Origin of the sequence: Candidatus Chryseobacterium colombiense (assembly GCA_029203185.1) — a bacterium.
Classification (GTDB): domain Bacteria; phylum Bacteroidota; class Bacteroidia; order Flavobacteriales; family Weeksellaceae; genus Chryseobacterium; species Chryseobacterium colombiense.
In genome coordinates this window covers 3,082,310-3,100,344 of the sequence record CP119310.1, presented here as the reverse complement: position 1 = coordinate 3,100,344, position 18,035 = coordinate 3,082,310, and the positions used below count along the sequence as shown (strand labels likewise).

Here is an 18,035-nt window from a genome sequence, read left to right as displayed (position 1 = left end):
CAAAAAAGCCTCCCATTTCTGGAAGGCTCTATCTAAATTATTTATTATTGAAATCAATTTCGTCTCCTTTATTGAGATTGTCATTTACATTCTCATCCTTCTTATCGGAATTCTTTTTAGGAGAAGGTTCTGCAGGCTTCGGATTTTTAATTTCATCTAAAGTTTGCAATCCTCCATCATCTCCATATCCACTTCCTAATCCTTTAAGGTTGGAACATCCATCTTTCCATTCTGAAGGTTTTACAAATTTATCCTGAGTAGAAATCCCTAAACTTTTATCTGCCCATACTTTCTTCATATAGATCGCCCAAATAGGCAAAGCCATTTTTGCTCCCTGTCCTTCACCCGTTCCTAAGAAGTGCGTCGCTCTGTCTTCCCAGCCTACCCAAGCTCCTGTCGCTAATTTTGGAGTAATCCCCATAAACCAACCATCGGAGTTATTTTGCGTTGTTCCTGTTTTTCCGGCAATTTCAACATCCTTCGAAATACCTTTTCTACCTAATTCCCCAGAAGCAGTACCATACTGTGCAACCCCTTTCATCAATTCAATCATTGTATAAGCATACAAAGGATTCATTACTTCTTTTGGCTCCACATTTACTTCTTTGATTACTCTACCATTTGCATCTTCTATTCTCCAGATCATTTCCGGCTTATTGTAATTTCCGTAATTGGCAAAAGTACTGTATGCTCCTACCATTTCATAAATAGTAATATCTGAAGCTCCTAATGCCATTGGCAAACTGGTTGATATTTCTTCAGTAACTCCTAAGTCCCTCGCTGTTTGTATCACACTTTGTGTTCCTGTCATTTCTGCCAAACGTAGTGCAACCGGGTTTTGAGAAAATGCCAAAGCATCTTTTAAGGTAAGCATTCCCCCTCTTCCAGGAACGTGATAACTTCCTTTGTCGAAGCTTGCATTAGAAATCGTAGAACATGGCGTTAAACCTAATTTCATAATTGCAGTCGCGTATACGAAAGGCTTAAATGTAGATCCTACCTGTCTTTTACCTTGTTTAATATGGTCATACTGGAAATGCTGCCAGTCAATACCTCCTACCCAAGCTTTAATTTCTCCGGTTCCCGGAACTACAGACATTAAACCTGCCTGCGCAATCTGTTTATGCCATTTGATAGAATCCCAAGGAGACATTTCCACCTCTTCTTCTCCGGCCCAGGTAAAACGGGATGTTTTAACCGGCTTTTTAAATTCTGCAATGATGGCTTCATCAGAAAGACCATCTTCTTTCAACAGTTTATACCTTCCGGTTCTCTTCATCGCCTGAACCATCAGATCATTAATTTGTGTACTGTTAAGATAGTAGAAAGGTCTGTCTTTTCTTCCTCTTTGTTCGGCATCAAATCTTTTCTGAAGATCCGTTAAATGTTCTCTAATTGATTCCTCAGCATATTTCTGCATTTTAGAATCAAGAGTAACATATATTTTTAGACCATCTCTGAAAAGATTAAGTTTTTTGCCTGTCTCTTTTTCGTAATCGTCAAGATATTGATTGATCTCTTTTCTAAGATAATGCTTGTAGTAAGCAGAGTATCCTTCCGTAATATCTTTGATAGGATGGAAATCAACTGTAATTGGAGTTTCTTTTGCTTTTTCATAGGTTGCCATATCAATGTAACCTGTTTTTTGCATTTGCTCCAAAACCACATTTCTTCTTTCTTTTGCTTGCTCAGGATTTCTATAAGGATTATTTTTCCTCGGATTTTCAAGCATCGCTACGAAAGTTGCCGCTTCCGGAAGTGTAAGTTCAGAAGTCTTTTTATTGAAATAAACTTTTGAAGCCATTTCAATTCCATTGGCATTAAATAAGAAATCAAACTTATTAAAATACTGAGTAATAATTTCTTCTTTAGTATATCTTTTCTCCAGACTTACTGCAACTACCCATTCTTTTAGCTTCTGAAAAGCTCTTTCAAATTTATTTTGAGAAGCATTTCCTGTGAAAAGAAGCTTTGCAAGCTGTTGAGTAATCGTAGAACCCCCTCCTCTTGAACCACCATATACTATTGCTCTTGCAATAGATTGTAAATCAATTCCGGAATGTTCTTTAAAACGCTCATCTTCTTTTGCCTGTAATGCATAAACAAGATACAGAGGAAGATCTTTATAAATAACCGGCTGTGTTTTTTCTTTTTCAAATTTACCTAAAACAACTCCGTCTGAAGAAATAATTTCAGATGCTACATAGATGTTAGGATTTTCAAGCTCTTTTACATCCGGCATTTCTCCCAAAAAGCCTTGAGATACAGCAAAGAAAAGTCCTGATATTCCTAAAACAACGACAATAAATCCTATCCAGATTACTTTCACCCACTTTTTCCAAGCGGTGTCTTTCTTTTTTTTAGGTGGAAGAGGAAATGTTTTTCCTTTACTTCCATTATTTTGTTTATTTTCTTCCATGTATGGTTACGGTTTAGCCGTTTCTATTTTCACTCCAAGATCTTCTATTCCAGGGAGGTTATCATTTCTCATAGCCTGAATTACTCCTATTTCATATTTACCTTTTTCCGGAAACTTATAGTTGAGTTTATATTGGAAAAAAGTTTCCTTCGTATCACCAAAACCTGTACCAAGCCATTCTCCATTGGGTTTTGCCAGTACATAATTTAACGTATCCACGTCTTTTTTCTTGTTTTGAAGATTGGTGAAATTCACAATAAATCTAATATTGCTGTAAGGATATTCATTATTATTCCTTACCACAAAAATAATATTTTTAGGATTTTGCGGATCTGAAATTTCCAGATTAAATTTCTGCTCCTGCTTCTTACCCCATTTATTATTGACGGAATTCATGATAACATCTTCTCCCGAAGAATTACAACTCAACAGAAAAATAAAAGCTAATAATCCTAAAATTTTACGCATTGTTATCTTTTTTGGGAGGAAATTTCTTTTTGAACTTTTTCTTATTCGGGTTTGGCTTTTTCTCTGCATCAGCATTTGGTGCTGCTACTTTTTCCAACTGGGGTTTTGGCTGCTGATTCTTTTGCGGTCTTGGTTGATTGTTCGCATTAGAATTTTGCGGCCTTTCAGATTTTTCAGAACGATCACGATCTTGTCTTTCAGGCTTATTACTCGGTCTTTTCTGACCTTGTTGTCCTTGCTGATTCTGATTGTTTTGATTATTATTGTTGGATCGGTTCTGGTTTTTATGCCTGTTGTTCCCTTTATTTTTTTTCTCGAATCGATCTACATTATTTTCCTGAATCAAATCAATGCTCTTTATTGAAGTTTCAGGCTCTTTCAGATCTTCAAGCGGCAATGTCTTTTCACCTCTTTTATTTTTAGAGATTAATTTTTTTACCAGATCGATATCAAAATCATACCATGCCATAGAATTTTCAACATAAGCAAACCACATTTTCTTTTTGAAAACGTCGATTTTAATACAAAACGCTCTTCCTTTTTCTGTATCTAATGTTGTAGATGACGACGGGAAATTACTTAATGCATCAAGATAGCTGTCCAATTCATAGTTAAGACAACACTTCAGCTTTCCGCACTGTCCTGCTAATTTTTGAGGATTAATACTAAGCTGCTGATATCTGGCAACATTTGTATTGACCGATCTGAAATCAGTAAGCCAGGTTGAACAGCACAATTCTCTTCCGCATGAGCCAATTCCGCCTACTTTTGCAGCTTCCTGTCTGAAGCCAATCTGCTTCATATCAATTTTAGTTCTGAAAGCACCTGCATAATCTTTGATCAGCTGTCTAAAATCAATCCTATTGTCAGCCGTATAATAGAACGTAACCTTCGATGCATCTCCCTGATACTCAACATCTGTGACTTTCATTTCAAGTCCCAGTCTTTGAGCAATCTTCCTTGCTTCTATCTTTACACTATCTTCTTTTTTTCTTACTTCCTGCCAAACTTCAATATCTTTTTGGTTTGACTGCCTGTATATTTTAAGTGCAGATTCTTCAGAAACTTTTTTCTTTTTCATCTGAATCTTCACCAATTCTCCGGTGAGACTTACTACACCTATATCATGTCCGGGACTAGATTCTACTGTTACAACGCTACCTATATGTAAAGGAATATTATTTACATTTTTATAAAACGATTTTCTATCATTTTTAAATCTAACTTCAACAAAATCACACCTATTAGATACGGGATTTTGTATGTTAGATAACCAATCGAAAACACTTAATTTATAACTATTACCACAGGTATTTACATTTTCACAACCATTCGCTGTTTTTTTAGGACCACACGAATGCGCAGAATCGCCGGATGTTTTACATCCACAACTCATATAACAATTATTTATTCTTGCAAATTTATAGATTTTTATTTTTATCCGATTCTAAAAATAGTAAATATTAAAAACAGTATTTGTTTAATTTTAAACTTAATTTAATATTAAAAACAAAATTGCACACAAAGTACTAAAAAGCAAAAGATTGCATATCCCTAAGCAACACATATTATTTTAAACATAGTTTTCTTTTGGCATATTGTTTAAATAATTAAGAAATATTAACAGTCGTAACTAAAATAATTTTATATTTGGGTTATATAATAATAGTCTATGAAAAAAATATTAGTATCAACCGCTTTATTGGCAGGTGTTCTATCCTATGCAGGAGGTTTTAGAGTTTCTTTGCAAGGGGTAAAACAATTGGCCATGGCACACACAAGTGCTCATGCTGAAGATGCAAGTGTTGCATTTTTCAATCCTGCAGGAATGTCTTTCATCCCTTCAAAACTAAGTATAGTTGCCGGAGCATTTGGAGCAAGCAACAAAGTGACTTTTCAAAATCTGAATACATTACAAAGCACACAAACGGACAACCCAATGGGAACACCCCTTTATGCTGCTATCACTTACAAGCCAATTGAAAAACTATCTGTAGGTTTTAGTTTCACCACTCCTTTTGGAAGTACTATAGAATGGCCCAATGACTGGGAGGGAAAAGAAATGGTTCAGAAACTTGAACTGAAAAGTTTCTATTTCCAACCCATGGTTTCATATAAATTCAATGATTGGTTAGCTTTTGGAGCAAGCTACATTTATGCAAGAGGACAAGTAAACTGGGATAAAGCCATTACACAATTTGGCGGGCAAATTAATATTAAGGATGAAAAAGCAAGCGGGCACGGTTTCGGATTTGGATTCTACTTCAGACCTGATCCAAAATTGGATGTAAGTATTGCGTACCGTTCCCCTGTTGACATGAAAGCGAAACACGGAACAGCAACCTTTAACTTCCCATCAGCTTCTATCTATCCTTTACTAGGTTTGGATGCAGCAAAAAGAACAGATGGTTTCACCGCAACTTTGCCTTTAGTTGAAGAATATACAATAGGTTTAACTTATAAAATAACTCCAAAATGGTTAGTTTCTGCTGATTTCAATTACCACGGATGGGAAAGATACAGCCAGCTGACATTGGATTTTGCAACAGCACCAATCGGAAATCAGGCTGACCCAACCGTTTCAGTTTCTCCTAAAAACTTTAGAAATTCCAAAACATTCAGATTGGGAACTCAGTACGCTTTCACCAATATGATCTATGGCCGCTTAGGAGCATATTATGATGAATCTCCATATTCTGACGATCATTTCATTCCGGAAACACCTTCTTTCAACACTTATGTTGTAACAGGAGGAGTTGGTTTCAAATTAAAACAATTCGGAATTGATGTCGCAGGAGGTTATGCAATGCCACAATCAAGAGATGTAAACAATGCTAATCTTGGATTCTACGGACAGGCTAAAGCCACCGCATTCTATTTAGGTCTAGGTTTATCTTACAACCCATTTTAATTGAAAGACTATGAAAAAAATTATAATTTCTACATTCGCTATTTCTGCACTTCTTTTTACAACAGGATGCCAGGATAATTTTGACACAGATGTAAAAGATATTGTTGTAAGTAAAGGGGAAGCAGACTTTTCAAACTATATTTCTATCGGAAATTCACTAACATCAGGATATAGAGATAATGCCTTATATATTGACGGTCAAAACGAATCTTACCCGAATATTATCGCTGGTCAAATGAAACTTGCAGGGGGAGGAAATTTCGTACAACCATTAATGGCAGACAACAATGGAGGTTTACTATTGTTAGGAAACACCATTCAGGCAACAAAACTATACATCAAATCATTTACAAACGGATCTCCGGACATTGTAAATGTTGCTGCAACGCCAACAACTGATGTATTAACCAAAATTACAGGTCCACTGAACAACTTTGGTGTTCCCGGCGCAAAATCATACCATCTGGTAGCTCCGGGATATGGAAATCCATCAGGAATCCTATTGGGAACAGCAAATCCTTATTATGTAAGATTTTCTACAAGTACTACCTCTACGGTTATTGATGATGCCGTATTAAAACATCCTACATTCTTTTCTTACTGGATCGGAAACAATGATGTGTTAAGCTATGCAACAAGTGGTGGGAACGGAACCAACCAAACAGGAAATCTTAATCCTGCAACTTACGGAGCGAATGATATTTCTGATCCCAATGTAGTAGCAGGAGCTATCAAAGCAGGGTTGGATAAACTAAAGGCAGGAGGAGCAACAAAAGGTGTTATTGCTAACATTCCTTATGTAACTTCAATTCCTTTCTTTACTACTGTTCCTTACAATCCTTTGACGCCAGCTTCTTTAGGATCAAATCTTACAACACTTAACACCAGTTTATATGGACCTTTGAAGCAAGCACTTACAGCTTTAGGAGCAGGAGACAGAATCAACTTACTGTCTAGTACATCTTCAAATCCTGTTTTAATTAAAGATACTTCTCTTGCAAATTTATCTGCACAGCTTACAGCAGCTTTAACTCCTTCTTTAGGACCCGTAAATGCAGCTGCATTCGGACAAATCTTTGGACAAGCGAGACAAACAACCTCAGAGGATTATATTCTTCTTACGACAAGATCAGTCATTGGAACAACTGCTCCAGGAGCACCATCTCCGGTGAATGTTTATGGAATTTCCTATCCTTTACAAAATCAGCATGTTTTAACAAAAACAGAGACCGCTGCAGTAAAAACAGCTGTTGACGCTTATAATGCTTCAATCAAGACATTGGCAGATTCTTACGGATTAGCATTTGTTGACGCTAACAAGAAAATGGTAGAACTAAACGGTCAATCAGGAATTTCTTGGGATGGTGTAAAATATTCTGCAAAATTTGTGACCGGAGGAACTTTCTCATTAGACGGAGTTCACCTTACAGGTAGAGGATATGCGATCGTTGCTAATGAATTCATTAAAGCGATTAATACCAAATACAAATCTACTCTTCCACAGGTAGATCCAAACAAATATTCGGGGGTAACATTCCCATAATAATTGGTAAAATAAAAACTTAGAAGCCACAGGAGTAAATCTTGTGGTTTTTTTTTAAATTTGCAAAATCTTTAAAAAGTAAAAATGGCCGATCAGTTAAGTTATCTATTTTGTACAAGGACGAGTAAGGACTTGGCAGAAAAAATTGCCCAACATTATGGGCAGGAATTAGGAAAAATCAACTTTCAGGAGTTCAGCGACGGGGAATTTGAGCCTGTTTTGGATGAATCTGTAAGAGGAGGAAGAGTTTTCTTAATTGGATCTACATTCCCTCCAGCAGACAATCTTTTAGAACTTCTTTTAATGATTGACGCTGCGAAAAGAGCTTCTGCTAAGAGCATTACTGTAGTACTTCCTTACTTCGGACTTGCAAGACAGGACAGAAAAGACAAACCAAGAGCTCCTATCGGTGCAAAATTGGTAGCTAATCTTTTAACCGCTGCAGGAGCAACAAGAGTAATGACAATGGATCTTCACGCAGATCAGATTCAAGGATTCTTCGAAATTCCGGTAGATCACTTATATGCCTCTACAATTTTCGTAGATTATATCAGAGACCTGAATTTAGAAAATCTTACTATTGCTTCTCCGGATATGGGAGGTGCAAAAAGAGCAAAAAACTATGCCGGACATCTAGGTGCTGAAGTAGTAATTGCCTACAAAGAAAGAAAAAAGGCAAATGTTGTAGAAGAAATGTTCCTTATCGGAGATGTAGAAGGAAAAAATGTTATTCTTATCGATGATATGATTGACACCGCGGGAACACTTTGCAAAGCGGCAGATATCCTTATCGAAAAAGGAGCAAAATCCGTAAGAGCAATGGCTACTCACGGAGTTCTTTCAGGAAAAGCTTATGATAATATTGAAAACTCAAAATTATTGGAAGTGATTGTAACTGACTCAATTCCTGTGAAAAATAATTTGTCATCTAAAATAAAAGTGCTATCTTGCGCCCCATTATTTGCAGACGTTATGAAGATGGTTCACGAACACCAATCAATTAGCAGCAAGTTTGTTATTTAATTAACAATCAGACATTTGCAAATCAAAAAAGAAACAATTTTTTAAATTTTTATAAATGAAATCTATTACAATTCAAGGTACAAAAAGAGAAAGCGTGGGCAAAAAGTCTACAAAAGCTTTACGTGATGCTGAATTAGTTCCTTGTGTTGTTTATGGAGGAACAGCACCTTTAAACTTCTCTGCTGAAGAGAAAGCTTTCAAAGGTTTGGTTTATACTCCTGAAGCACACACGGTATCTATTGAAATTGACGGACAGGTAATCCCTGCAGTTCTTCAGGATATTCAGTTCCACCCAATTACTGACAAAATTCTTCACGCTGACTTCTATCAACTAGCTGATGACAAACCAGTTATCATGGAAGTTCCTGTAAGAATTACTGGACGTTCAAAAGGTGTTGTAGCTGGTGGTGTTTTACGTCAGTCTTTCAGAAAATTGAAAGTAAAAGCTATTCCTGCAAACTTACCTGATGAGATCGTTGTAGATGTTACTCCTCTAAGAATTGGTAACAAAATCTATGTAGGAGGTCTTAAGCCTGAAGGATATTCTTTCATGCATCCAGATAATGCAGTGGTTGTAGCTGTTAAGATGTCTAGAAATGCAATGAAAGGTGGTGCAGCAGCTATGGATGACGAAGATGAAGAGGAAGCAGAAGAAGTTGCAACTCAATCTCCTGACGTTCCAACAACAGAAGAAAAATCTGCAGAATAAGAATTCTTATTACGCAAAATATAAAACCTGTCTTTATGACAGGTTTTTTTATTTTATAACTTTAATTCCCTCTCCAGGCACGGTTATCTTTTCTATCTGAACGTTTTTTCCCTCTTTCAAGATTATAGGCAAAACCAATACCCAGAGTCTGTTTTAGCTGTGTTTTTTGAATCTGATTATGATCATACAGTAAATCCAATGTGATATTTGCTGAAATATATTTATTGATCTTCATACCCAGCACACCGTTATAGGAAAGAACAAGCCTCGTAGGATGATCCAGATAGTTTGAAAAAACAGAACCCGTACTTACTAAATTCACATTTTCCATAACCTTCAATTTATAAACCGCTGAACCCAGGAAACCAAACTGAAACAGAGATGAATCTCCATCATTTTTCAACCCATAAGTACCTGCATATTGCAGATCAGGATCTAAAACCAGTGTCCATCTCGCATTCGTAGGCCGAAGTGTCACCGTAAGATTATCATTGGGCCTATAGGTAATACCTGCTCCTAAGTTTATATATCCCGGAGCCATAAAACTTGAAATTTTGGCAGCTGAAGGATTATTCCCGTCTTCATAGCCAGAAGCAAACTGAGTCTGCAAACTTGCCCCACCGGAAAAATACCAGTGTTCTGCAAATTCCTTCCCAAAATTGGTAGAAATATTTACAACATCCTGTGTCTTTCTTGTCCCTATTCCTTTTGTATTATTTTGTCCAAATCCTAAAATAATAAGATTTTCCCATAGTACTTTATCTTTTTCATAGGTAATATTATAGTTTGCTCCAGCTAGCCAACCTACATTATTGGCTCCTCCACCTACCCAGTTTGAAAAAGCAGCCTGATTCAGCATTAAGGTATTCTGCCCTTGAACCGACCATGCTTTTACAGTGTCCACAACCGGCACATTTTCCTTTACATCTTTTATTTCCTGTGCTGCGACAGTTACTCCAACCAAAACTGAAATCCCTGCTAAAATTCTTCTCATACTAAACAAAATTTCTATCCGCATTACAATAGCAAAAGAAATACCTTTTACCTTCAGCATATCTCTTTTACTTATTGTTATTTAAACAAATGAATGACAAAATATTTTATAAAAATAAAAAACCAGTCTCTTTTGTCAAAATAAAAAAAGATAAACAAAATTTTTCGACAAAATTTCCGAAATTTATTAATGGCTTTTTATTTGAGAGTCATTGAGTATGTTAAAGAATATCATTCACAAAAAAGCAATAATAAATCCCCTACTTATGCTATCCGCAATGTGGTTGGGCTTTCTTTTACAAACTATGGGCTTTTTCTCCAATTGTACGGGAGCAATCATTCCGCTTCTTCCGGAAGGGCTTGTCGGAATTATCACCTCTCCTTTGCTTCATGGAAACCTTGACCATATTATTGGGAATTCTATTCCTATTGCTATATTAATGTTTTTATTATATCAGTTTTATCCTTTGGTTGCCAATAAAGTATTCTTTTTAGGATGGATTTCCACCGGTTTACTTCTTTGGTTATTACCCCCCATTGATATTTTAACCGGAGAATATACTTATACATGCACGATCGGAGCCAGCGGAGTTGTGTATGTTTTAGCATTCTTTCTGTTTTTCAGCGGCATATTTAAGTGGAACATGAAACTGCTTACCATTTCCCTGCTTGTGGTTCTGTACTACGGAAGTTTAATTTGGGGAATGATTCCTGAAGAATTATTTTACAATCTACAGGAGCCCAGTAAAATCTCATGGCAGGCGCACCTTTCCGGTGCTATTGTAGGAGTGATACTTGCTTACACTTTTAAACAAGTAGGTGACAAAAAAAAGAAATACATCTGGGAATTCCCTAATTATTACAATGAAAAAGATGATAAGCTTTGGCAAGAATATAAAGAAAATCATCCTGAAGATTTTTTAGATTTGCCCTACAAAAAAAATGACGATATCTGGGAACATTTAGAAGAATTAAGAAAAAAATAGCTCATATTTCGTTACATTTGAATAAAATAACACACAAATGTATACGGAAGAAAATCTTTTTTCTATCGCCCTTAGAGAATGCTCTAATATCGGTGATATTAATTTTCATAAACTCATCCGAGCTTTTGGGAGCGCAGCCAACGTATGGAAAACTTCCACAAAAGAACTTCAGAAAATACATGGAATCGGGAGAAAAACAATCGCCGATATTGGAGATAAGAAACATCTAAAATTTGCTGAAAAAGAAATTTCCTTTTGCGAAAACAATAATATCCAAATCAATCTTCGCCACCTTGATCAGCTCCCTTTTTTATTAAAAGAATGTGAAAATGCTCCTTCAATATTGTATCAAAAAGGGAAAATCAATCCGAATCTGCATCCTGTAAGTATTGTAGGAACACGTAAAGTCACTTCTTACGGAAAGAACTTTATTGAGACATTTTTTGAAAATTCTAAAAAATACAAATTCATCTCTGTAAGCGGATTAGCATTAGGAACTGACAAAGAAGTTCATGTAGAATCCATCCGTCAAAAAATTCCGACTGCAGCGGTGCTCGCTCATGGTTTTCACACCCTATATCCTTCCAGTCACAAAAACCTGTCTGAAAAGATACTATCGGAAAACGGGGCTCTTTTTACTGAATTCAATTCTTCAAGGAAACCTGACAGAGAAAATTTTATCCAGAGAAACCGCATTATTGCAGGAATATCTCCTTCAACAATTGTAGTGGAAACCGCATTCGGAGGAGGTTCTATGAGTACAGCAACTTTCGCCAATAATTATAACAGGGATGTTTTTGCACTTCCTGGAAAAATCACTGATAAATTCAGTCAAGGGTGTAATCATCTTATTTTTCAGAATAAAGCCGTTGCCATATCTACCGTTCAGGATTTGATCAATCAAATAGGTTTTAATCACCCTAAAGAAAAAATAGAAGAACTATTCCCTCACGCAGAAACAGCCATACAACTCACTGAAAATCAAGAATCAATCTATAAAACAATTAGCTCTCATCCACAAATTTCTCTGGATGATTTAGCCGACAAAATAAATATGCCCAGTCATAAAATTTTAGCAACTATTTTGGAGTTAGAACTTTTAGGGAAAATAAAATCACTTTCCGGGAGACAATTTATACCTATTTAAGATTTAATGATTTCTTAATATTGCATTATTTCAGACATAACATTTAATTTTTAATAAAATTTAAACACAAATTATCATTTTAATAATATTTCGACACATTATTATTAAATTTTTAACAATCTTCAAACATGGTATTGTGAATCTTGAAAAAAAAATTAAATTTGTTGGCAATAATATTCAACCTTAATATATGGAACAATATAATATTGACCAGAAAATCCAAGAGTTTATTGCTAAGATTGAGGCAAAAAACCCTAATGAACCAGAATTTTTACAAGCTGTAAAAGAAGTTGCTGTAACTGTAATTCCGTTTATTATGACCAAGAAGGAATATACAGGGATGAAGCTGCTTGAGAGAATGGCTGAAGCTGAAAGAGTAATCATTTTCAGAGTTCCATGGGTTGATGATAAAGGTGAAATTCAGGTAAACAGAGGATTCAGAATTCAAATGAACTCTGCGATTGGACCATACAAAGGAGGGATCCGTTTTCACCCGACTGTAAACCTTTCAGTTCTTAAATTCTTAGCTTTCGAGCAGGTATTTAAAAACTCTTTAACTACCCTTCCAATGGGTGGGGGTAAAGGAGGTTCAGACTTCGATCCACAAGGGAAATCTGATATGGAGGTAATGCGTTTTTGCCAGGCTTTCATGACGGAAATGTGCAAACATATCGGTCCGGAAACCGACGTTCCTGCAGGAGACATCGGTGTTGGAGCCAGAGAAATCGGATATTTATTCGGGCAGTACAAAAAGATCAGAAACGAATTTACAGGAGTTCTTACAGGAAAAGGTCTTGCTTACGGAGGTTCATTGATCCGTCCTGAAGCTACAGGATACGGAGTTGTATACTTTGCTGAGCAAATGCTTAAAACGATCGGTCAGGATTTCAAAAATAAAATCGTAACGGTTTCAGGTTTCGGAAACGTAGCTTGGGGAGTTATCAAAAAAGTATCTGAATTAGGAGGAAAAGTGGTAACGATTTCCGGACCAGACGGATATATCTACGACAAAGATGGTATCGACGGAGAAAAAATCGACTATTTATTAGAATTAAGATCTTCAGGAAACAACAGAGCCGAAGATTATGCTAAAAAATATCCATCCGCACAATTCTATGCCGGAAAACGTCCTTGGGAAGTGAAGTGTGATGTTGCCATCCCTTCTGCTACTCAGAACGAACTGGATCTGGAAGATGCTAAAGTATTGGTAGGAAACGGATGCGTTTGTGTAACTGAAGCAGCCAATATGCCTTCAACTCTTGATGCTATTAACTATTTCTTAGACAACAAAGTATTGTTCTCTCCAGGAAAAGCTTCGAATGCAGGTGGTGTTGCTACTTCCGGTCTTGAAATGACACAAAACTCAATCCGTCTTAACTGGACATCTGAAGAAGTAGATGCAAGACTGAAAGAGATCATGATCGGAATCCACAAAGCTTGCAGAGACTACGGAAAAGAGGAAGATGGCTATGTAAACTACGTAAAAGGTGCCAATATCGCCGGATTCGTGAAAGTTGCAGAAGCAATGTTAGCTCAAGGAGTGGTATAAAATATAAGGTTGGGATTATTCCCGACCTTTTTTAATATAACCTGTTCCCGGGATTATAAATGGGAAAAAAGTAAAAAGTGAAAGGAGAAAGCGTTGATTAATTCAACGCTTTTTTATTTATGGCTTTATATTTTTCATCATGCTTTCCACAAATTCGTAAGCTGCAGGACAAATAATTGTATTTTTCAGCATTAGATTATTGATCTGGTAGATCTTTTTTCGGTCTGTATGAGGATATTCCCTGCACGCTTTTGGCCTCACCTCATAGATAGAACAGGTATTGTCATCATTCAGAAAAAAGCAGGGAAGATTCTGAAGTACTTTATCATTATCTTCATCCACCCTTAAAAATTTAGCCTCAAAATCAGCAATTTTCATCCGAAGATGTTTGGAAATACGTTCAATATCCTTTTCAGTATACAAAGGTCCTGTTGTTTTGCAACAATTCGCACATTGTAGACAGTCTATTTTCTCAAAAACTTCATCATGGGTGTCCTGAACGATATAGTCAAGATTCTTAGGCGGTTTTTTCTTTAGTCCGTCTAAGAATTTTTTATGCTCTTTCTGCTTTTGTATTGCCTGTTTTTTATAAAAATCCAAGTCCATTATTATTGTACCTCCATTATAGAAGGAAGTTCTGTTTTTTGATATTCATTAATTTTATCCAGATCGAGAATCGTTGACAGGTTGTCTTTACTTGGAGAATACATCGGGACGAATTTAGCTCCAAAAATGATTTCCTCCGAAACATAAGAAGTCCTCTGCACCACTGTATTGGAAAAGACTTCGTCGAAAGCCCTTACCTGAATAATAATCTCAATATCCGTATTTTTAAAATCCTCCTCCGTAAAACCATAAAACGGGGAATTTTCATCAATTTTGTGGACGATTGTCCAGTTCAATGCCAACGTATTGATCTTGCTCAACTGGATCTCTAACCTGTAAAAATTACTTTTGGGAACACCATTTTCAATAACTTCTATTGCCGTTGAGACAATTACATCCGCATCCGATAGAGCATTATTCTTGTAAGGAGCAAGTCTGAACATCAAAGCGGTCGTATCCTGAAAAGGGGCAATAACAGCGTTATCTGAAAATCTTAAATATGCCCTAGGTCTTGAAAATCTCCCATAAAATAACCCTGTTGCGATGGCAAAGGTAAGCAATCCTAGAAACGCTTCAAAAGTAGCCACTAAACTTGCCAAAAAACCAACCGGCGCAATTCTTCCGTAGCCAACCGTCGTAAAAGTCTGGGAGCTGAAGAAAAACACATCAATAAATTCATTAAGAGGATCACTCTTGTCAATTCCTGTAAGGTGCTCTACTCCGATCATGTAATATATAAATGCAAAACAGAGATTTACAAGTATATATGCAATTACCAAATAAGACAAGAACCGGAATGTAGACAGGTTCAGCATGGTATGATACCAACTGAGCTTATTGAAAACATTCACTCCTCTCCTTTTGACATTGGGAAAGCCGTCTTTGTTGATGAACCTTCCGGAAGCATTGTTCCCGAAACCACTATTCTCCGTATTTTTCTGGCGAATTTTTTGTCTGAATCCTCTTGCCATTGTTTTTATTTAATTTTATTTATCGACAGCTTCATTAAAAAACGCCTCCTTCTACACCGCAAAGATAAAATATTGTTTTCATGAAATTTATCAACTTACCGCATGAATTTATAAATTGATTTTAAACTAAATTTGACCTATGAAAAAATTGGAAACCCGGGAAGATATTGAACAGCTTGTCAATTCCTTTTATGCGAAAGTAATTAAAGATGAGAAGATTGCATCATTTTTCACGGACATCACAAAAGTAGACTGGGATAAGCATCTTCCTAAAATGTATTCGTTCTGGGAATCCATTCTTTTCGGACAAATGACCTATAAAGGCAATCCGATGGGAGCACACTTTCCTGTCAATGAGATCAAAGCCATGGAGCAGGAGCATTTCGAGCAATGGCTTAGTTTATGGACGCAGAGTATTGAAGAAAACTTCGCGGGAGAAAATGCCGATTTAGCAATTTATAAGGCACAAAATATAGCCAAATTGATGGCTTTTAAAATGGAACTAGCGAGAAGACTTTAATACAATTAAGGCACGATTACCGTAAAAATATATGCTGCAAGATTTACCAGCAAAACTGTACCGTAGAGAATATTGGTTTTTCCTCTACTTAGAGACAGCATCACTATAAATACTGACAGAGACAGTAAAATAATATCTTTTTTGTCTAGTCCCAATACCAGCGGAATATCATACGTAATACAAACGACAGAAACCGCAGGAATCGTTAATCCAATACTTGCCAATGCAGAACCTAAAGCCAGGTTTAAACTCGACTGAATCTGATTACTTTTTGCAGCCCTGATTGCAGCTACCCCTTCAGGAAGTAAAACAACGGCAGCAATAATAACCCCCACCAAAGATTTCGGAGCTCCTAAACCCTGCACCATGCTTTCAATAGATGAAGATAAACCTTTCGCCATCATCACTACAATAGCCAAACAGATCACAAGAAATACAAAACTGACCAGGGTTTTAGCTAACGAAGGAATATAATGCCCTTCAGGATGTTCTTCGGGAATGATAAAATAACTTCTGTGCCTTACCGTTTGCACCATTAAAAAGACTCCATAAATAACCAAACAAGCCACAGAAACAAAAGCGAGTTGTGCTTCATTATAAAACGGTCCGTTAACAGTTGAAGTAAAATTAGGCAGTACCAATGTAAGAACAAGAATAGAAACAATACTCACAAGATAAGTCGTAGCAGAAGTTCTGGCAAAAAACTGTTCATAATACTTCACTCCTCCTACTAGGATACAAATCCCCAGAATACCGTTCAGAATAAGCATTACGGCAGCAAAAACCGTATCTCTTGCCAAGGTAATCGCCTGATCTCCTCCGGCAACCATTAATGAGATAATTAAAGCCACTTCAATGATCGTAATACACAGTGCTAAAATAATGGTCCCAAAAGGTTCTCCGACTTTATGCGCAACTACTTCCGCATGATGCACCGCAGAAAGAACGCTCCCGATAAGCAAAGCACCCCCTATCATGTCATAGATTGTTCCATTGCCCAACAAACCGGAAAAATAATATCCGACTGCCAAAATGGGAAATATATAGGTGTAATGTAATAATTCTTTTAGTTTCATAAGTGTCTACAAATTACAAAAAAACAGCAGATTTTGAAATACCGAAATAAAAATATAATGGAGTTTTAATGACACCAGCAATGAAAATCCTGAAAATCGGTCAGCATATGAATCAGAAGACCAATGCCAATAATTCTTATGTTTCCTTTAAAAAACAGCATCAGAAAATACACTGCAATCGCATAATAAGAATGCAGAAAATGAAAACCAATGCTTCCTCTGTTCGGATCGAAAATAGGATCTGCCAATAAATGATCCAGGTCTACAAGCATCGTAGTCAACAGAATAAGATATACTTTTTTCCAGTCTTTACGATAGAAAACAAAGGCAATGATCCCCGGAAAAATCAGGTGCAGGAAATAATGGGTTAACGTTTTCCAAAAGAAACAATCCATCAGATTCTGCCTTTTAGATAATCTTGCCTCAAATCTTCATCCAGCTTTTCAATCGCATATCGAAGACATGTTCTTGGCATTTCTTTATAATATTGATTGAGATAGCTGAGCAACTCATGTTCATTTTTCTGTCCCATTTCTCTCAACAACCAGCCGTTTGCTTTATGCATCAGATCGTGGGAATGTTTTAAATTCAGAGTTACAAATTCTTTTGTAAGCTCATATTCTCCTTTTTTTACGTAATGCATTGTTCCGACAACTGCAATTCTTTTATGCCATATTTCTTCGGAAGCAGCAAGCTTTCTTAATAAATCTTCCTTCTGATTTTCAAAAGCATATCTGCCGAGAATTTTATAACAGCTTGAATCCACAAGGTCCCAATTATTGATATGCTTCAAATGGTTTAAGTAAAACTCAATGATTTCCTCTTTTACAGCTTTATCTTTCGTTTTTTCAAATTTAGAAATCAACATAAACAAAGCAGTCAATCGATGTTCATGATATTTTGATGAAAGTAATGTACTTAAATCCTGTAATGAAATTTTAGCGTAATATTCCTTCGCAATCGATCGTTGGTCCGGGACTTTTACTCCTAAAAACAGATCTCCTTCACCATACTCACCTTTTCCTGTCTTGAAAAATTTAGGAAAAAAAACTGCTTTTTCAGGAATGGATAAAACAGCAAGAGCTTCTTCTATTTCTTTTAGCATATTACTCAT

The 18,035-nt window shown here is 36.3% G+C and carries 17 protein-coding genes; 8 read left to right on the top strand and 9 right to left on the bottom strand.

Going from position 1 to position 18,035, the window contains the following annotated elements:
• Positions 1-37 precede the first annotated feature (37 nt).
• The 3 genes from P0Y62_14005 to ricT are packed head-to-tail and all read right to left on the bottom strand — an operon-like array spanning position 38 to position 4,283.
• Positions 38-2,419, bottom strand: coding sequence for a transglycosylase domain-containing protein (locus tag P0Y62_14005; GenBank protein ID WEK68955.1), 2,382 nt, complete (start codon positions 2,417-2,419; stop codon positions 38-40).
• A gap of 6 nt (positions 2,420-2,425) precedes the next feature.
• Entirely contained in the window at positions 2,426-2,887 is a 462-nt protein-coding gene (locus tag P0Y62_14000; protein ID WEK68954.1) for a gliding motility lipoprotein GldH, read from the bottom strand.
• Entirely contained in the window at positions 2,880-4,283 is a 1,404-nt protein-coding gene (ricT, locus tag P0Y62_13995) for a regulatory iron-sulfur-containing complex subunit RicT (GenBank protein WEK68953.1), read from the bottom strand. Before ricT ends, P0Y62_14000 begins: the two co-directional genes overlap by 8 nt.
• 276 nt (positions 4,284-4,559) lie before the next feature.
• Here ricT and P0Y62_13990 point away from each other — a divergent pair, with 276 nt between their 5' ends.
• The 4 genes from P0Y62_13990 (at position 4,560) to P0Y62_13975 (ending at position 9,073) form a co-directional block, all read left to right on the top strand.
• A complete protein-coding gene (locus P0Y62_13990; protein ID WEK68952.1) occupies positions 4,560-5,798 on the top strand; it encodes an outer membrane protein transport protein in 1,239 nt (412 codons plus the stop codon).
• A 10-nt stretch (positions 5,799-5,808) separates the two neighbouring features.
• Complete coding sequence (locus P0Y62_13985; GenBank protein ID WEK68951.1) at positions 5,809-7,341, top strand: G-D-S-L family lipolytic protein; 1,533 nt, start codon at positions 5,809-5,811, stop codon at positions 7,339-7,341.
• An 84-nt stretch (positions 7,342-7,425) separates the two neighbouring features.
• Positions 7,426-8,364, top strand: coding sequence for a ribose-phosphate pyrophosphokinase (locus P0Y62_13980; protein WEK68950.1), 939 nt, complete (start codon positions 7,426-7,428; stop codon positions 8,362-8,364).
• 55 nt (positions 8,365-8,419) lie between these two features.
• Positions 8,420-9,073: a 50S ribosomal protein L25/general stress protein Ctc gene (locus P0Y62_13975; GenBank protein WEK68949.1), complete on the top strand. Its 654-nt coding sequence runs from the start codon at positions 8,420-8,422 to the stop codon at positions 9,071-9,073.
• A 61-nt stretch (positions 9,074-9,134) separates the two neighbouring features.
• Here the strand turns inward: P0Y62_13975 and P0Y62_13970 are convergent, their stop codons facing one another.
• Entirely contained in the window at positions 9,135-10,067 is a 933-nt protein-coding gene (locus tag P0Y62_13970; protein ID WEK68948.1) for a DUF3078 domain-containing protein, read from the bottom strand.
• Positions 10,068-10,284: 217 nt separating this feature from the next.
• Between P0Y62_13970 and P0Y62_13965 the strand changes: the two genes are divergently transcribed.
• The 3 genes from P0Y62_13965 (at position 10,285) to gdhA (ending at position 13,748) form a co-directional block, all read left to right on the top strand.
• Positions 10,285-11,052: a rhomboid family intramembrane serine protease gene (locus P0Y62_13965; protein WEK68947.1), complete on the top strand. Its 768-nt coding sequence runs from the start codon at positions 10,285-10,287 to the stop codon at positions 11,050-11,052.
• Positions 11,053-11,089: 37 nt separating this feature from the next.
• Entirely contained in the window at positions 11,090-12,199 is a 1,110-nt protein-coding gene (locus P0Y62_13960) for a DNA-processing protein DprA (protein ID WEK68946.1), read from the top strand.
• 190 nt (positions 12,200-12,389) lie between these two features.
• Positions 12,390-13,748, top strand: coding sequence for an NADP-specific glutamate dehydrogenase (gene gdhA / locus P0Y62_13955; protein ID WEK68945.1), 1,359 nt, complete (start codon positions 12,390-12,392; stop codon positions 13,746-13,748).
• Between the two features lie 117 nt (positions 13,749-13,865).
• Here gdhA and P0Y62_13950 read toward each other — a convergent pair whose 3' ends face one another.
• Both P0Y62_13950 and P0Y62_13945 read right to left on the bottom strand, forming a co-directional pair.
• Positions 13,866-14,354 carry a YkgJ family cysteine cluster protein gene (locus tag P0Y62_13950; protein WEK68944.1) on the bottom strand — a complete coding sequence of 163 codons (489 nt, stop codon included), beginning with the start codon at positions 14,352-14,354 and terminating at the stop codon, positions 13,866-13,868.
• Between the two features lie 2 nt (positions 14,355-14,356).
• Complete coding sequence (locus P0Y62_13945) at positions 14,357-15,325, bottom strand: ion channel (GenBank protein WEK68943.1); 969 nt, start codon at positions 15,323-15,325, stop codon at positions 14,357-14,359.
• 139 nt (positions 15,326-15,464) lie between these two features.
• Between P0Y62_13945 and P0Y62_13940 the strand changes: the two genes are divergently transcribed.
• Positions 15,465-15,845: a group III truncated hemoglobin gene (locus tag P0Y62_13940; GenBank protein WEK68942.1), complete on the top strand. Its 381-nt coding sequence runs from the start codon at positions 15,465-15,467 to the stop codon at positions 15,843-15,845.
• A gap of 5 nt (positions 15,846-15,850) precedes the next feature.
• Here the strand turns inward: P0Y62_13940 and P0Y62_13935 are convergent, their stop codons facing one another.
• The 3 genes from P0Y62_13935 to P0Y62_13925 all read right to left on the bottom strand — a co-directional run bounded on the left by P0Y62_13935 (position 15,851) and on the right by P0Y62_13925 (position 18,035).
• Positions 15,851-16,921, bottom strand: coding sequence for an ionic transporter y4hA (locus tag P0Y62_13935; GenBank protein ID WEK68941.1), 1,071 nt, complete (start codon positions 16,919-16,921; stop codon positions 15,851-15,853).
• 65 nt (positions 16,922-16,986) lie between these two features.
• Positions 16,987-17,316, bottom strand: coding sequence for a DUF6122 family protein (locus P0Y62_13930; GenBank protein WEK68940.1), 330 nt, complete (start codon positions 17,314-17,316; stop codon positions 16,987-16,989).
• Complete coding sequence (locus P0Y62_13925) at positions 17,316-18,035, bottom strand: DNA alkylation repair protein (protein WEK68939.1); 720 nt, start codon at positions 18,033-18,035, stop codon at positions 17,316-17,318. Before P0Y62_13925 ends, P0Y62_13930 begins: the two co-directional genes overlap by 1 nt.

Coding starts and splice junctions, on each gene's coding strand:
- P0Y62_13925 (WEK68939.1), bottom strand. CDS start 18,035: ATGAGTAATATGCTAAAAGAAATAGAAGAAGCTCTTGCTGTTTTATCC.
- P0Y62_13935 (WEK68941.1), bottom strand. CDS start 16,921: ATGAAACTAAAAGAATTATTACATTACACCTATATATTTCCCATTTTG.
- P0Y62_14000 (WEK68954.1), bottom strand. CDS start 2,887: ATGCGTAAAATTTTAGGATTATTAGCTTTTATTTTTCTGTTGAGTTGT.
- P0Y62_14005 (WEK68955.1), bottom strand. CDS start 2,419: ATGGAAGAAAATAAACAAAATAATGGAAGTAAAGGAAAAACATTTCCT.
- P0Y62_13950 (WEK68944.1), bottom strand. CDS start 14,354: ATGGACTTGGATTTTTATAAAAAACAGGCAATACAAAAGCAGAAAGAG.
- ricT (WEK68953.1), bottom strand. CDS start 4,283: ATGAGTTGTGGATGTAAAACATCCGGCGATTCTGCGCATTCGTGTGGT.
- P0Y62_13970 (WEK68948.1), bottom strand. CDS start 10,067: ATGAGAAGAATTTTAGCAGGGATTTCAGTTTTGGTTGGAGTAACTGTC.
- P0Y62_13980 (WEK68950.1), top strand. CDS start 7,426: ATGGCCGATCAGTTAAGTTATCTATTTTGTACAAGGACGAGTAAGGAC.
- P0Y62_13985 (WEK68951.1), top strand. CDS start 5,809: ATGAAAAAAATTATAATTTCTACATTCGCTATTTCTGCACTTCTTTTT.
- P0Y62_13930 (WEK68940.1), bottom strand. CDS start 17,316: ATGGATTGTTTCTTTTGGAAAACGTTAACCCATTATTTCCTGCACCTG.
- P0Y62_13940 (WEK68942.1), top strand. CDS start 15,465: ATGAAAAAATTGGAAACCCGGGAAGATATTGAACAGCTTGTCAATTCC.
- P0Y62_13945 (WEK68943.1), bottom strand. CDS start 15,325: ATGGCAAGAGGATTCAGACAAAAAATTCGCCAGAAAAATACGGAGAAT.
- P0Y62_13960 (WEK68946.1), top strand. CDS start 11,090: ATGTATACGGAAGAAAATCTTTTTTCTATCGCCCTTAGAGAATGCTCT.
- gdhA (WEK68945.1), top strand. CDS start 12,390: ATGGAACAATATAATATTGACCAGAAAATCCAAGAGTTTATTGCTAAG.
- P0Y62_13975 (WEK68949.1), top strand. CDS start 8,420: ATGAAATCTATTACAATTCAAGGTACAAAAAGAGAAAGCGTGGGCAAA.
- P0Y62_13965 (WEK68947.1), top strand. CDS start 10,285: ATGTTAAAGAATATCATTCACAAAAAAGCAATAATAAATCCCCTACTT.
- P0Y62_13990 (WEK68952.1), top strand. CDS start 4,560: ATGAAAAAAATATTAGTATCAACCGCTTTATTGGCAGGTGTTCTATCC.